Origin of the sequence: Pseudogemmobacter lacusdianii, assembly GCF_030848395.1 — a bacterium.
GTDB classification, from domain to species: domain Bacteria; phylum Pseudomonadota; class Alphaproteobacteria; order Rhodobacterales; family Rhodobacteraceae; genus Pseudogemmobacter; species Pseudogemmobacter lacusdianii.
The window spans coordinates 190,852-203,731 of sequence record NZ_JAVDBT010000006.1 but is presented as its reverse complement, the minus strand read 5'-3'; the positions used below and the strand labels follow the sequence as shown (position 1 = coordinate 203,731).

Annotated in this window: 11 protein-coding genes; 3 read left to right on the top strand and 8 right to left on the bottom strand. The window is 62.7% G+C overall.

The window, feature by feature from the left end; genetic code table 11:
- Positions 1–46: 46 nt before the first annotated feature.
- The 4 genes from Q9295_RS08240 to argH all read right to left on the bottom strand — a co-directional run bounded on the left by Q9295_RS08240 (position 47) and on the right by argH (position 5,570).
- A complete protein-coding gene (locus tag Q9295_RS08240; protein WP_306680058.1) occupies positions 47–2,503 on the bottom strand; it encodes a DUF4175 domain-containing protein in 2,457 nt (818 codons plus the stop codon).
- 57 nt (positions 2,504–2,560) lie between these two features.
- Complete coding sequence (gene lysA, locus Q9295_RS08235) at positions 2,561–3,826, bottom strand: diaminopimelate decarboxylase (protein WP_306680057.1); 1,266 nt, start codon at positions 3,824–3,826, stop codon at positions 2,561–2,563.
- A 128-nt stretch (positions 3,827–3,954) separates the two neighbouring features.
- Entirely contained in the window at positions 3,955–4,092 is a 138-nt protein-coding gene (locus tag Q9295_RS08230; RefSeq protein WP_306680056.1) for a hypothetical protein, read from the bottom strand.
- Between the two features lie 74 nt (positions 4,093–4,166).
- Positions 4,167–5,570, bottom strand: a complete 1,404-nt coding sequence (gene argH / locus Q9295_RS08225; RefSeq protein WP_306680055.1) for an argininosuccinate lyase — start codon at positions 5,568–5,570, stop codon at positions 4,167–4,169.
- 25 nt (positions 5,571–5,595) lie between these two features.
- Between argH and Q9295_RS08220 the strand changes: the two genes are divergently transcribed.
- The gene (locus Q9295_RS08220; protein WP_306680054.1) at positions 5,596–6,144 is read left to right on the top strand and encodes a TlpA family protein disulfide reductase; all 549 of its coding nucleotides are present in this window, start codon (positions 5,596–5,598) and stop codon (positions 6,142–6,144) included.
- 48 nt (positions 6,145–6,192) lie between these two features.
- On the opposite strand, the gene Q9295_RS08215 is transcribed toward Q9295_RS08220, so the two are convergent.
- Both Q9295_RS08215 and Q9295_RS08210 read right to left on the bottom strand, forming a co-directional pair.
- Entirely contained in the window at positions 6,193–6,981 is a 789-nt protein-coding gene (locus Q9295_RS08215) for an exodeoxyribonuclease III (RefSeq protein WP_306680053.1), read from the bottom strand.
- A gap of 423 nt (positions 6,982–7,404) precedes the next feature.
- Positions 7,405–8,091: a response regulator transcription factor gene (locus Q9295_RS08210; RefSeq protein WP_306680052.1), complete on the bottom strand. Its 687-nt coding sequence runs from the start codon at positions 8,089–8,091 to the stop codon at positions 7,405–7,407.
- Between the two features lie 219 nt (positions 8,092–8,310).
- On the opposite strand from Q9295_RS08210, the gene ribA reads away from it, so the two are divergent.
- Both ribA and Q9295_RS08200 read left to right on the top strand, forming a co-directional pair.
- Positions 8,311–9,399 carry a GTP cyclohydrolase II gene (gene ribA / locus Q9295_RS08205; protein WP_306680051.1) on the top strand — a complete coding sequence of 363 codons (1,089 nt, stop codon included), beginning with the start codon at positions 8,311–8,313 and terminating at the stop codon, positions 9,397–9,399.
- Positions 9,400–9,459: 60 nt separating this feature from the next.
- Positions 9,460–10,008, top strand: coding sequence for a L,D-transpeptidase family protein (locus tag Q9295_RS08200; protein ID WP_306680050.1), 549 nt, complete (start codon positions 9,460–9,462; stop codon positions 10,006–10,008).
- Here the strand turns inward: Q9295_RS08200 and Q9295_RS08195 are convergent.
- Positions 10,005–10,661: a YggS family pyridoxal phosphate-dependent enzyme gene (locus Q9295_RS08195; protein WP_306680049.1), complete on the bottom strand. Its 657-nt coding sequence runs from the start codon at positions 10,659–10,661 to the stop codon at positions 10,005–10,007. The two genes, Q9295_RS08200 and Q9295_RS08195, sit on opposite strands and share 4 nt — an antisense overlap.
- A gap of 4 nt (positions 10,662–10,665) precedes the next feature.
- A complete protein-coding gene (locus Q9295_RS08190; RefSeq protein WP_306680048.1) occupies positions 10,666–12,768 on the bottom strand; it encodes a sulfotransferase in 2,103 nt (700 codons plus the stop codon).
- Positions 12,769–12,880: the final 112 nt, after the last annotated feature.

Below are 12,880 nucleotides of genomic sequence, written 5' to 3'. Positions count from 1 at the left end.
GCAACATCTTGTTGCGGCTTTCTTCTTTTGCCTCGTGCCTCTGGGGTCAGAAAAGCTCAAGCAACCGCTTAAGGTAATCCAACTCTTCCGCAGGCCGTTCCGTTTGGCCCGAGCGGCGGCGGATTTCATCCGTCAACTCTTGGGCGCGCTGGTCGGGGGTGTTTTGCACCATATTGCGGTCGCTGCCGATCCGCGCGCCATCGCCCGGCTCGCGTCCCAAGGGGTCGCGGCCATTGGGATCGGTGCGCTCGGCCTGCGAGCTGCCACCCGGCTCTTGGCCCTCGCGGCGTTCCTCGGCCAAGGCCTCGCCAAAGTCCTTCATGCCTTCGCGCATCGCTTCCAAGGCATCGGCCTGATGGTCCAGCGCACTGTCAAGATCGCCCTCTTCCAAGGCGCGCTCGGCCTCTTCCATTGACCGCGCAGCGCCTTCCAAGGCGTCGCGGCCCGCTTCGCCCTTCTCGCTGCCATCACCGGGCAATTCCTGGTCTTGCAACTGGCCCAAACGGTCGCGCAACTCGCGCTGCCGCTCGGCCAACTCGCCCGGATCCTGCCCCGGCTCTTGGCCCGAGCGGCCACGCTGCATGTCGCGGTAGGCGTCATCCGACAGGCCCTGCTGGTCCTTCAGCGTATCGCCCAGCTCGCGCATCGGGCCGTCGCCGTCGCCATCCCCCTCGCCGCCTTGGCCTTGCTGAACTTGCAGGTTCTCCATCAGCTGGCGCAGCTGCTCCATCAGGGCCATCGCCTCGGCGGTTTTGCCTTCCTTCATCAGCCGCTCAATCTCATCCAGCATCTGCTGCAGCTGATCGCCAGTGATCTCACGCGATTCGCCCTGACCTTGCGCCGAAGGGTCACGCTGCGCCTGCTCACCCAACTCGCGGGTGTAATCCTTCATCGCTTGCTGCAGCTCTTTCATCAGCTGCTCAATCTCTTCCGGAGAGGCGCCATTGCGAATGGCTTCCTCCAGCCGGTCCTGCGCCCGCTGCAACCGCTCCATCGCCGAGGCGAGATCACCCTCTTCAAACATCAACGCAATGTTCCACAGCGTCTCGGCCATCGCCTCGCGCTGCTCGCTGGTCATGTCGTCTTTGATCTTATCGAGCTCGCGCAAAGCCACGCGCAGATGCAAAGCCGCGCGTTGTGAGCGGATCAGATCTTCAGGGCGATGCGAGATCGCCTTCAAGACATCCGACACGCGCGGCGCATTGCTGCGCGACCACAGCAGATCGCGCCGCATCTCGATCACCGCCGCCGCGACGGGATCAAAGAAGCGTCGACCGTGCAGAACCACCTCATAAGGCGCGGAATGGCCCTCTTGCCCGGCGGCATCGGTCGCGGTGAAGACCATGCTGACGGGCATGTTCGACAGCAAAGATTTCGACAGATCGTCGAGCAGCACTTCGGTAAAATCTTTGCGCCCGCCCTTCATCGGCATCGGCAGATCCAAGGTGACCGGCGCAATCGCTTCCGGCTCCGCGCTCAGCCCATAGCGGCGCGAGACCTTATCGAGGTCGAGCGAAATCTCCACCCGCCCCGCCGTCACGCCGTAATCATCGCGGGCCTTGAAGCTTTGCTTGAAGCGTCCATCCGCCTCACGCTTCATCTCGCCCATCACTTCGATCATCGGCGCGGCATCGGGTGTGGCGATGATCTGCCATCTGCGACCGCCGGGGCCATCGATCGCCAGCTCTCCCGATTGGCTGACGACCAGCTTGGTCACCCCGGCCATCGGCTCAGAACCCTCAGCGCCAGCCGGTTCTGGAGCGACCTGCGCGATGCTTTGGTCAATCGAAAGCGGGCTGTCGGTGCCGTAGAACCGGATCTGGATCTGGCTGCCCACCGGCAGCTCAAGCTCGGGCGCCGTCACATCACCCAGATAGATTGAGGGTTTGCCCGTGTAGGACGGCGGCTTGGCCCAGCCCTCCCACGATGGTCCGGCCACCGCCGCCACCGCCGGTCCGGGCGCAAGCCCGACCACCGAAGACACCTGCCAGAGCGAGCCGAACATCGCCGCCATCACCGCCGCGATCAGTGCGACATAGCGCAAAGCGTAAGGGTCGCGGGAAGACAGCTGCAAATCCGGCGCCACCGGCTTTGCCGTCTTCGCCCGCTCGGCCATCCGCCGCAAATGCGCGCGCCAGACCGCCAAAGAGGCCGGATCATCCGCCCCAATCGCTTGGCTGTCGCGCAGGGCAGCCAAGGGCCGCCCGGGCAGCGAGGCATCAAGCCGCGCGACCGCCTCCTCTTCCGTCGGGCGGCGGAACTGCCACCAGCCCCAAGCGGCAAGGGCCAAAGCCGCAAGGCCCACAATCCCGGCCGCGATCTGCACCCAGAACAGCGGCCCCAGATCCTGCAAGCCAAAGGCCAAGGCCGAGAAACTCAGCAACACCAGCGTCCAAAGCGGCCAAAACGCCCGCACAATCCGCTCGGCCCAAAGCCCCGCTTTGGTCAGCCGCAGCGGCCAAACCAGCGCCTTCAAGGCATCGGGCGGGGTCTTACCGGTCATTCAGCGCCTTTGCCAAAGGGGAGGGGGATCAGGGCCATGAAGAGACGGCCCCGGCGGTTACAGCCACTCAGGGATCTTATCGCGGGAAATCATTTCCTCATAGCTCGGCCGCTCGCGAATGACGGCGAATTGATCCCCCTGCACCAGCACCTCGGGGATCAGCGGGCGCGAGTTATACTCGGACGCCATCACCGCGCCATAGGCCCCGGCCGAGCGGAAGGCGACCAGATCGCCCTCGGCCAAAAGCGGCAGCTCGCGGGATTTGGCAAAGGTATCGCCGGTCTCGCAAACCGGGCCGACGATGTCGAAAGATTGCGTCGGGCCACCCGGAACCGGCTCCACCACCGGGATAATGTCGTGATGCGCGCCATACATCGACGGCCGCACGAGGTCATTCATCGCCGCATCGACGATCAGGAAATCCCGGCCCTCGCCGTTCTTCACATAGATCACGCCCGAGACCAAAAGCCCCGAATTGCCCGAGATCAGCCGACCCGGCTCAATCTCAATCTCGGCGCCCAGATCGCCCAAAACCCGCTTGATCATCGCACCGTAATCGGTCGGCAAAGGCGGCGCTTCGTTTGAGCGGGTGTAGGGAATGCCCAAACCGCCGCCCAGATCGAGGCGTTCAATGCTGTGGCCATCCTCGCGCAGCTGCAAGGTCAGCTCGCGCACCTTCAGGAACGCCGCCTCAAAGGGCGCAAGTTCGGTCAGCTGGCTGCCGATATGCACATCGACGCCGACGATCTTCAGCCCCGGCAGCGCCGCCGCTTCGGCATAGGCCGCACGCGCTTTGGCGATCGGGATGCCGAACTTATTTTCAGACTTTCCGGTGGCGATCTTCTCATGGGTCTTGGCATCGACATCCGGGTTCACCCGGATCGCAATCGGGGCAACCACTCCAAGCGCCGTGGCCACTTCCGAGATCGCCCGCATCTCAGGCTCGGACTCAACGTTGAACTGGCGGATGCCGCCCTCCAACGCCGCCCGAATTTCATCACGCGTCTTGCCAACGCCGGAGAAAACGATGCGCTCACCCGGAACGCCCGCCGCCTTGGCGCGCAGATATTCCCCGATTGAGACCACATCCATGCCCGCGCCCAGATCGCCCAGAACCTTCAGCACAGCCACGTTCGAAAGCGATTTGATCGCAAAGCACACCAGATGCTGCAGCGGCGACAGGGCCTCGGTGAAAAGCTGGAAATGCCGGGTCAGCGTGGCGCTTGAATAGACGTAGAAGGGTGTGCCGACCTTCGCCGCGATATCGGCGATTGCCACGCCCTCGGCGTGCAGAGCGCCGTCCTGATAAAGGAAATGATCCATCGCAGCACCCTTCGCCGAAAACATATCTCGCCGATATAGACGCGCGTTTGGATAGAGCAAAGCGCCGATTTCTGCCCTGAAATCGGGACGGAGGCTTTAAAGCCTCCGCCTCGCCGCTTTTCAAAATATCAGCGCCCTACAGTGCCGATGGTCAGCTGGCCGGAAAAGCCATTGGCCGGGGGGGCATCTTGGCCCGGAGCGCGCGGCGGGCCATCGGCGCCGCAAGCTGCAAGGGTCAGAAGGCTCAACAACAAAAGCGCACGCATTCGAAAGATCCTTATGGTCCAGAAGGCAGCCTTGAGGGGGCGTCAAGCGGGCAGGGGGCCTGCCCGCCCGTTTGTCATTTCAGCGCTTCGCTCCAACGCGCCACCTGCGCGCGGACCTGATCCGGCGCGGTGCCGCCATAGGACATCCGCGAGCGGATCGAATTCTCGACCCCCAGCACCGAATAGATCTCGTCTGTGATGCCGGCATGCACCTCGTTCATCTCGGCCAGCGACAGATCGGGCAGATCGCAGCCCTTCTTTTCCGCCATCGCCACCAAAGTGCCGGTGACGTGATGCGCCTCACGGAACGGCAGATCAAGGCGGCGCACCAGCCAATCGGCCAGATCGGTGGCGGTCGAGAAGCCACTCGCAGCGGCGGTCTTCAGCACTTCGCGGTTGGCGTTCATATCGCCGACCATGCCGGTCATCGCCGCCAGACCCAGCATCAGGCTGTCGGCGGCATCAAAGACCTGCTCTTTGTCTTCCTGCATATCCTTGGAATAGGTCAGCGGCAGACCCTTCATCACGGTGAAAAGCGCCACGGTCGCGCCAAGGATCCGGCCCAGCTTGGCGCGCAGTAGCTCGGCCGCATCGGGGTTCTTCTTCTGCGGCATGATCGACGAGCCCGTCGTCCATTTGTCCGACAGCCGCACGAAACGGAACTGGGCCGAGGACCAGATCACCAGCTCTTCGGCAAAGCGGCTCAGGTGCATCGCGCAGATCGAGGCCGCCGCAAGGAACTCCAACGCGAAATCGCGGTCCGAGACGGAATCAAGGCTGTTGGCCGTCGGGCGATCAAACGCCAGCGCCGAGGCCGTCATATGCCGGTCAATCGGGAAACCCGTGCCCGCCAAAGCCGCAGCGCCCAAGGGGCATTCATTCATCCGCCGCCGCGCATCTTCAAAGCGCGAGCGGTCGCGGGCGAACATCTCGACATAGGCCATCATGTGATGGCCCCAAGTCACCGGCTGCGCGGTTTGCAAATGGGTGAAGCCCGGCATCACCCAATCGGCCCCGGCTTCGGCCTGCGCCACAAAGGCGCGCATCAGGCCCGACAGCCCCTCAATCGCCGCATCAGATTGATCGCGCACCCAAAGCCGGAAGTCCAAAGCCACTTGGTCATTGCGCGAGCGCGCCGTGTGCAGCCGCTTGCCCGGCTCACCCACGATCTCGGTCAGCCGCGATTCCACGTTCAGGTGGATATCCTCCAGCTCGACCTTGAACTGAAACGCGCCGGTTTCAATCTCTGACAAGACCGTGAGCAGGCCTTCCCCGATCGCGGCCGCATCTTTATCACTCAGGATGCCTGTGGCGGCCAACATGGCGGCATGGGCCCGCGAGCCGGCAATGTCCTGCGCGTAGAGCCGCTTGTCGAACCCGATCGAGGCGTTAATCGCCTGCATGATCGCGTCCGGGCCTTCGGCGAAACGCCCGCCCCACATCTGGTTGGCGGCTTTGGTCTTGTCAGAAGCGGTCATGGAATTGGCCTTCGGGAAGGTGCGGATGATGCGGACTATGCTTGCGGTTCTTTATACGGGCCTTTGGCTCTGTGCAAACCCGGCGGCAGCGCAGGATGTCACAGGCCTTTTGACCGGCGAGATGTCCAAGCTGACTTTGGCCGATCCCGGCGCCGAGGCTTTGCCGCAGGTTGAGCTGCTGACGATGGAGGACGCCCCCGCCAGCTTGGGCGATTATCAAGGCAAATGGGTGGTGCTGAACTTCTGGGCCACTTGGTGCGCGCCCTGCCGCCATGAGATGCCCGCGCTTGACCGCCTGCAAGCCGCGATGCCCGAGATTGCCGTGCTGCCGGTCGCCACGGGCCGCAACCCGACCGAGGCGGTCACCCGCTTCTGGGAGGAAGCCGCCATCGAAAACCTCACCGTGCTGCGCGATCCTAAAAGCACGTTGGCCCGCCAGCTTGGCGTCGCGGCCTTGCCGGTGACGCTGATCCTCGACCCCGAGGGGCGTGAGGTTGGGCGGCTGATCGGCGATGCTGAATGGGACAGCCCCGAGGCGCAGGCCCTGCTAAAGGCGTTGCAAGCGGGCAGCTAAGCCGCAAAGCAAAAGGGGTGGCCCAGCCACCCGCTCATCGTTTTTCTCTTAAAGATCAAAGGTCGCGAAGACCGGCACATGGTCGGAAGGCTGCTCCCAGCCCCGCACCGGCCGCAAGATCCGGCTGCCATGCGCCGCGTTCGAGATATCCGGCGTGGCCCAGATATGATCGAGCCGCCGCCCCTTATCCGCCGCATCCCAATCGGGCGAACGATAGCTCCACCAGCTGTAAAGCCGCCCCTCGGGGATATCCTGCCGGGTCACATCGACCCATTTGCCCGCCTCTTGCGCCTCGGCCAGATGCGCCACCTCAATCGGGGTGTGGCTGACGATCTTCAACAGCGCCTTGTGGTTCCAAACATCATCCTCGCGCGGGGCGATGTTCAAATCGCCCACCAGAATGGATTTTTGCGGGTTATCGGCCAAAAACGCATCCCGCATATCGGTCAGGAAATCCAGCTTCTGGCCGAATTTCACATTCACCTCGCGGTCCGGAATGTCGCCGCCCGCCGGCACATAGCAATTGTGGATTACCACGCCATTTTCCAGCCGCGCCGCCACATGCCGCGCATGGCCCATCTTGGCATAGTCGCGATCCCCGGCATCCTCCAAGGGCAGTTTCGACAGGATCGCCACGCCGTTGTAGCCTTTCTGCCCCCGCGCCACCATCCAGCGGTAGCCAAGCGCTTGGAATTGCTCGACCGGGATCTTCTCAACCGGGCTTTTGCACTCCTGCAAGCACAGCACATCCGGGCCTTCGTCAGCCATCAGCTTCGCCACCAATCCCTCACGCAGTCGGACCGAATTGATGTTCCAAGTCGCAAGGGTGAAGGCCATCTGAGCATCCTTTGTCTTCGGTCACGAAGACAGCAGAGCCTGATCGGAGAGCCTTGTCTTCGGGCGCGAAGATAGGGGGGGCAGCGGATGGCTGCAACCGGACAAAAAGCAGCCCGGACCAAGCCGGGCTAAGGTCCAACAGGGAGGTCTGTTAAGGCTAACACAGGCGCGCCGCGATCCGTCCGCGCCAATCACCAAACCAGCGCATTTATCTCGAAAGGATGGTTTTGAGGTCACTATCCCCGCCGCAAGCTCATTCTGAGCCAAAAAAAGGCCGGGCACGAAGGCCCGGCCAGTCCAACAGGGAGGATGTCCTGTCATAACCCCGACAGAACAAGGGGACGCATCAAAGCTAAGGTCTAAGGCGTAAAGGTTAATTTCTCCTGAACCTTATATCCGCCAATTCAGGCGAAAATGCGGAGATCACGCCACCAGCCGATAGCCGCCGCTCTCGGTCACCAAAAGCCGCGCATTCGAGGGATCGGGCTCAATCTTTTGCCGCAGACGGTAGATATGCGTCTCAAGGGTGTGGGTGGTGACCCCGGCATTATAGCCCCAAACCTCATGCAACAGCACATCGCGCGGCACCACGCTCGACTGCGCGCGATACAGGAATTTCAAGATGTTGGTCTCTTTCTCGGTGAGCCGGACCTTCTTGTCCTTCTCATCGATCAACAGCTTTTGCGCGGGCTTGAACGTGTAAGGCCCCAGTTGGAAGATCGCGTCTTCCGACTGTTCATGCGTGCGCAATTGCGCGCGAATGCGGGCCAGAAGCACCGGGAATTTGAACGGCTTGGTCACATAATCATTGGCGCCAGCATCCAGCCCCAGAATCGTATCGGCATCCGAATCATGCCCGGTCAGCATCAGGATCGGGCATTTCACCCCCTGTTTGCGCATCCGGCGGCACAGCTCGCGCCCATCCGTATCGGGCAGACCCACATCCAAGATCACCAGATCATAGATCGCCGCCTTGGCCTTCTCCATGCCATCGGCGCCCGAGCTGGCCTCGAAGACATCGAAATCTTCCGTCATCACCAGCTGTTCGGACAAAGCCTCACGCAGGTCATCATCGTCGTCCACAAGCAGGATCTTGCGAAGTTGGGCCATTTTGGTCTCCTTTTTCGGTCTTGGATAAGACATGCGAGGCCCTCGCGGTTCCGGCAAGTATTGCGACAAGTTTCTCACGCCCTCGTGTCGTAGGACGGGGGTATGTTTCAAAATTGTCACCTGAAACTGTGTCCATGTCGTTGTTAAGCCCGGCTTTGCGACAGGAATTTCCTGCGCAAAGCCTTTCGGTTTGCGGCCCTTAGGCCTAAACATGGCGGCATGACACTTGGTCCTACCAGCATCGAACGTCTGACCCGCGCGCGGGGCGATCTGCGCATGGGCGTGCCTGTTGTGCTTGCCGGTGGCGGCGCGGCGGCGCTGGCCGTCGCGGTCGAGGCGCTGGACAGCGACCGGCTCACCGCCTTGCGCGGCTTTGGTGCGCCCGAGTTGGCGCTCACCGCCCGCCGCGCCGCGACGCTAAAAATGGCCGCCTATGACGGCGATCTTTTGCGCCTCGCTCTGCCCGAGACGGCGGCTCTGGACTGGCTCACCGCTCTCGCCGATCCGGTCGATGATCTGCGTGTGCCGCTGAAAGGCCCGCTCCGTGCCATGCGGGAAGGCTCGGCCGATCTGCACCGCGCCGCCCTTCTGCTGGCCAAATCAGCGCGGCTTTTGCCCGCAGCGCTTCTGGTGCAAATCGCCGATCCCTTGGCTTTTGCCGCCCAGCATGACCTGACCTTCCTGCGCTTGGATGAAATCTCTGAAGAGCTTGCCCGCCTCTCACCCTTGGACGAGGTCGTCGCCGCCCGCCTGCCGATGGCTGCCGCTGGGGCAGGGCGTCTGCATATCTTCCGCCCCGAAGATGGCGGCGATGAGCATTACGCGATCGAGGTTGGCCAGCCCGACCGCGCCAAGCCCGTGCTCGCGCGTCTGCATTCAGCCTGCTTCACTGGCGATGTGCTTGGCAGTCTTAAATGCGATTGCGGCCCGCAGCTCCATGCCGCTTTGGCCCAAATGGGGGCCGAGGGCGCAGGCGTGCTGCTCTATCTGAACCAAGAGGGGCGCGGCATTGGTCTGGCCAATAAGATGCGCGCTTATTCCTTGCAGGATCAAGGCTTTGACACGGTCGAGGCCAATCACCGCCTCGGGTTTGAAGACGATGAGCGCGACTTCCGCATCGGCGCCGCGATCCTTGCGAAACTGGGGTTCTCGCAAGTGAAGCTCCTCACCAACAACCCGCGCAAAGTCGCGATGCTGCAAGGCTGCGGCCTGACCGTGACCGAGCGTGTGCCGCTGCAAGTTGGCAAAAACGCTGAGAATGCCGCCTATCTTGCGACCAAAGCTGCGAAATCTGGGCATTTGATGTAAAGCCTTGCAAGCTGCTGTGCTTGCCACCCAAATAGCGCCAACGCCGCTCTGGAATTCCCGATGACTCCTGCCGATCTCGTCCTCACCCCTATGGGCCTGCGTTTTGCGGGCCGGGTTCTGCCCTGTTCCATCGGGCGCGGCGGTGTGGTCGCACATAAGGTCGAAGGCGATGGCGGCACCCCTGCCGGGCTGCATGAGATTGTCGGTGGTTTCTTCCGTCCCGATCGGCTGCCCGCCTCGGCGGTGCCTGCTTGGCTCACCCGCATCGGGCCGCGCGATCTGTGGTCAGATGACGTGGAAGACCCTGATTACAATCAACATGTCACCGCCCCGCATGGCTACTCGCATGAGGCGTTGCGCCGTCCCGATCCGCTTTATGATCTGGTGCTGGTCACCGATTGGAACTGGCCGCTGGCCCATCCGGGACGCGGCTCGGCGATCTTCATCCACGAATGGCGCGCCGCCCGCGTGCCGACTGCAGGCTGCATCGCGCTTTCACGCTCGCATCTTTTGTGGGTGGCACAAAGGATTGTCCCGGGCACAAGGTTGATCGTGCCCGAAACCCTCGCCGGACGCGGCGCAAGAAAAGCGCGCCGCGATTTGGCTTAAGCCTTCACCGCGCGATCACCAAAGATCGCCGAGCCGACGCGGATATGCGTCGCGCCATGCGCAATCGCGGCCTCAAAATCGCTGCTCATCCCCATCGACAGGCCCGAAAGCCCGTTCCGCTGGGCCATATCGCGCAACATGGCGAAATGCGGGGCGGAGTCCTCGCCATCCGGCGGGATGCACATCAGCCCCGCAACGGGCAGGCCCATCATCCGACACGCGCTGACAAACTCATCGGTCTGCTCGGGCAAAACCCCTGCCTTTTGCGGCTCGGCCCCGGTGTTCACCTGCACGAAAACCTCGGGCGAGACGCCCCGCTGCTCGGCCATCCGCGCCAGCTTCTCCGCCAAAGATGGCCGATCAACGCTGTGAATAGCGTCAAAGGTTTCAACGGCTTGCTTGGCCTTATTGGTCTGCAAAGGCCCAATCATATGAACCTTCACCCCGGCAAAACGCTCGCGCCAGCCGGGCCATTTGCCCAAGGATTCCTGCACATAATTCTCACCGAACAGCCGGTGGCCTGCCTCCAGCACCGCCTCAACCCGCGCCGAGGGTTGCAGTTTGGATACCGCAATCAGCTCCACCGAGCCTACCTCGCGCCCTGCCGCCACTTCCGCCGCGCGCACCCGTGCCAGAATATCCTGCAAAGACATAGGCTTAATCCTCGATCATCCCATCGGCCCGCAGCCGGTCAATCATCGGCGCCAGCCGGTCGCCATAACGCTCCCAAGCCTTCACGGACCCCTTAGAGATCGGCTGGCGCACTTGGAACACACTCAGCGTTTCCACTTTACGCTTATTGGCGTGGAAGTTCAGGCAAGCCTCCTCCCAATCCAAGCCGCAAGCCGCGATCAGCGCCCGGCTTTGCACCTCGGGGTCGTCCACCAAGGCCTCATATTGCACCTCATGGAACCAGCCCGGCACCCGTTCGCGCCAGAAATCGATCATCCGCACGAAGGTCGCATAATGGCGCGCAAGGTCAACTTGGTCGTAGCCGTAAAGATGGGTGCCTTCCGGGAAGACGTTCTTATAAATCGACAAAAGCGTGTCGCGCGGATCGCGGCGCACCACGATGAACTTGGCATTCGGCATCGCCAATTTCATCAAACCCATGGTCAGATAGGTTTGAATCGATTTGTCGGTGATTTGCGGCGTCTCGGGGAAGCGCGCCTGCATCATCGCCGCGTAATCCTGCCCCAAGCTGACAAAATCCGTCGCTGGAATCAGCGAGGCAGGGCGGATCTTGCCGCCCGCAACCGGCATCAACCGCATCGCCGAGACGGTGTTATCCGCCAGCTCCCCGCCCCCCGTTACCCGCGAATGCGAAGCAATGATCTGCTCGATCAAGGTGGTGCCCGAGCGCGGCATGCCGGTCACAAAGATCGGCGCGGCATCCGAGGCGCCTTCGATCTTTTGGCTCCAATCCATGCCGTCCAGCGCCTGCATCAGCGCGTCCACTTGGCGCTCACGCTCGGTGATGTCATAGGGTTTTGCTTTGCGCATCAAAGCATTGGCGGGATCTAGGTGGTCAAAGACCCGGCCGTAGTCCTTGATATCCTCCAGCGCTTTGGCGATTGCGAAGCCAAAGGCCCGCCGATCCGCCTCGGAAGTTGCTGGATCGGCAAAGCGACGCTCCATCTCGGCCAGCATCGGCTCACCGGGCGTGGCTTTGTGCGAGGCGTAATAGAGGCGATAGCTCTCACCAATCTCAGGTGCGGCCGTGATCGCGGCTAGAATTTGCACCTCAGCCTCGGCAAAACGCCCCAAGCCCTGCAAGAAAAGCCCATAAGCAACAAGAAGTTGCGCATTCGCAGGCTCCAGGGCCAAGGCCTCGCGATAGGCGGCCTCTGCCTCCTCATCGCGGCCCAGATGTGCAGCGGCTTGTGCCAGCATCATCAAGGGCAGCGCCTGCTTGCGCTTGGTCAGCTTGGCCACATCGACAAAAGCCTCATAAGCCGGTTCGTATTGGCGCAGTGCCGTCAACGCGTTACCGCGCGCGCGCTGCACCTCCACACGGTCCGGCGCCAAAGGCAAGGCGCGGTCCAGCCACCGCACAGCCTGCGCCGGAGTGCCATCGCGCAGCGCCGCAAGCCCCAAAGCCCCCAAGGCCTGCACCAGATCTGGCGCGCGGGCCACGGCCGAATACCAAGATTTTCGGGCCTCGGTCGGTTTTCCCAAAGCTGCAAGGGCCGAGCCGCGCAGGCTATGCGCCATTGCGCAATCGGGCTGCGCCGCGATCAGCCGTGCGGCATCCGCTTCGGCTTCGGCAAAATGGCCGCCGTTGAAAAGCGCGGTGATCCGGCTCAGAGTCTGTTTGACCGCAGCGCCCCCGGCGGGCAGCGTGCCTTTGGAACCTGCGCCAAAACGGTCCGCCAAAGCGGCCTTTTGCGCCACGCTCAGGCGTGAGCCATTCACCAAACGCAGAAATTCCTTGCGGGGCTCAGCCCCACCGTCCAGCGCCACCGCTTCGGCAAAGCTCAGCCAAACCACCGGTTGATCGGGCGCCAAAGTCGCCGCCGCTGCCGCATGCGGCAAAGCCCGCGCGGTGCGGTCTTGCGCGGTGAAGAGCCGCCCAATTTGGAACTCCACCTCGGCAATCCGCGGATTGGCCTCATGGATCGCCCCGAAGATCTCCAACGCCTCGGCCAGTTTGCCGGCCTGCAGGGCGGCCATGCCGCGGGCGTAGCTTTCCTTGACGTCCCGCGCCGAGGGCGCATGCGTCGGATGGGGAAGAGGGGCCGAGTTCGGGGCCTTGGGCATCTGCATCTTGTCCTTCATCGAAGTCGTCGCACCCTAGCGGGACCGCCGCGCGAAGGAAAGCGAGCCCTTGATATTCGGCGGCGCCAGCCCGGGCAAATCCCGCCGCCAAAGG

Bases quoted from the DNA above. Each gene is read 5' to 3' on its own strand.
- Q9295_RS08240 (WP_306680058.1), bottom strand. From the start codon at position 2,503: ATGACCGGTAAGACCCCGCCCGATGCCTTGAAGGCGCTGGTTTGGCCG.
- lysA (WP_306680057.1), bottom strand. From the start codon at position 3,826: ATGGATCATTTCCTTTATCAGGACGGCGCTCTGCACGCCGAGGGCGTG.
- Q9295_RS08230 (WP_306680056.1), bottom strand. From the start codon at position 4,092: ATGCGTGCGCTTTTGTTGTTGAGCCTTCTGACCCTTGCAGCTTGCGGC.
- argH (WP_306680055.1), bottom strand. From the start codon at position 5,570: ATGACCGCTTCTGACAAGACCAAAGCCGCCAACCAGATGTGGGGCGGG.
- Q9295_RS08220 (WP_306680054.1), top strand. From the start codon at position 5,596: ATGATGCGGACTATGCTTGCGGTTCTTTATACGGGCCTTTGGCTCTGT.
- Q9295_RS08215 (WP_306680053.1), bottom strand. From the start codon at position 6,981: ATGGCCTTCACCCTTGCGACTTGGAACATCAATTCGGTCCGACTGCGT.
- Q9295_RS08210 (WP_306680052.1), bottom strand. From the start codon at position 8,091: ATGGCCCAACTTCGCAAGATCCTGCTTGTGGACGACGATGATGACCTG.
- ribA (WP_306680051.1), top strand. From the start codon at position 8,311: ATGACACTTGGTCCTACCAGCATCGAACGTCTGACCCGCGCGCGGGGC.
- Q9295_RS08200 (WP_306680050.1), top strand. From the start codon at position 9,460: ATGACTCCTGCCGATCTCGTCCTCACCCCTATGGGCCTGCGTTTTGCG.
- Q9295_RS08195 (WP_306680049.1), bottom strand. From the start codon at position 10,661: ATGTCTTTGCAGGATATTCTGGCACGGGTGCGCGCGGCGGAAGTGGCG.
- Q9295_RS08190 (WP_306680048.1), bottom strand. From the start codon at position 12,768: ATGCCCAAGGCCCCGAACTCGGCCCCTCTTCCCCATCCGACGCATGCG.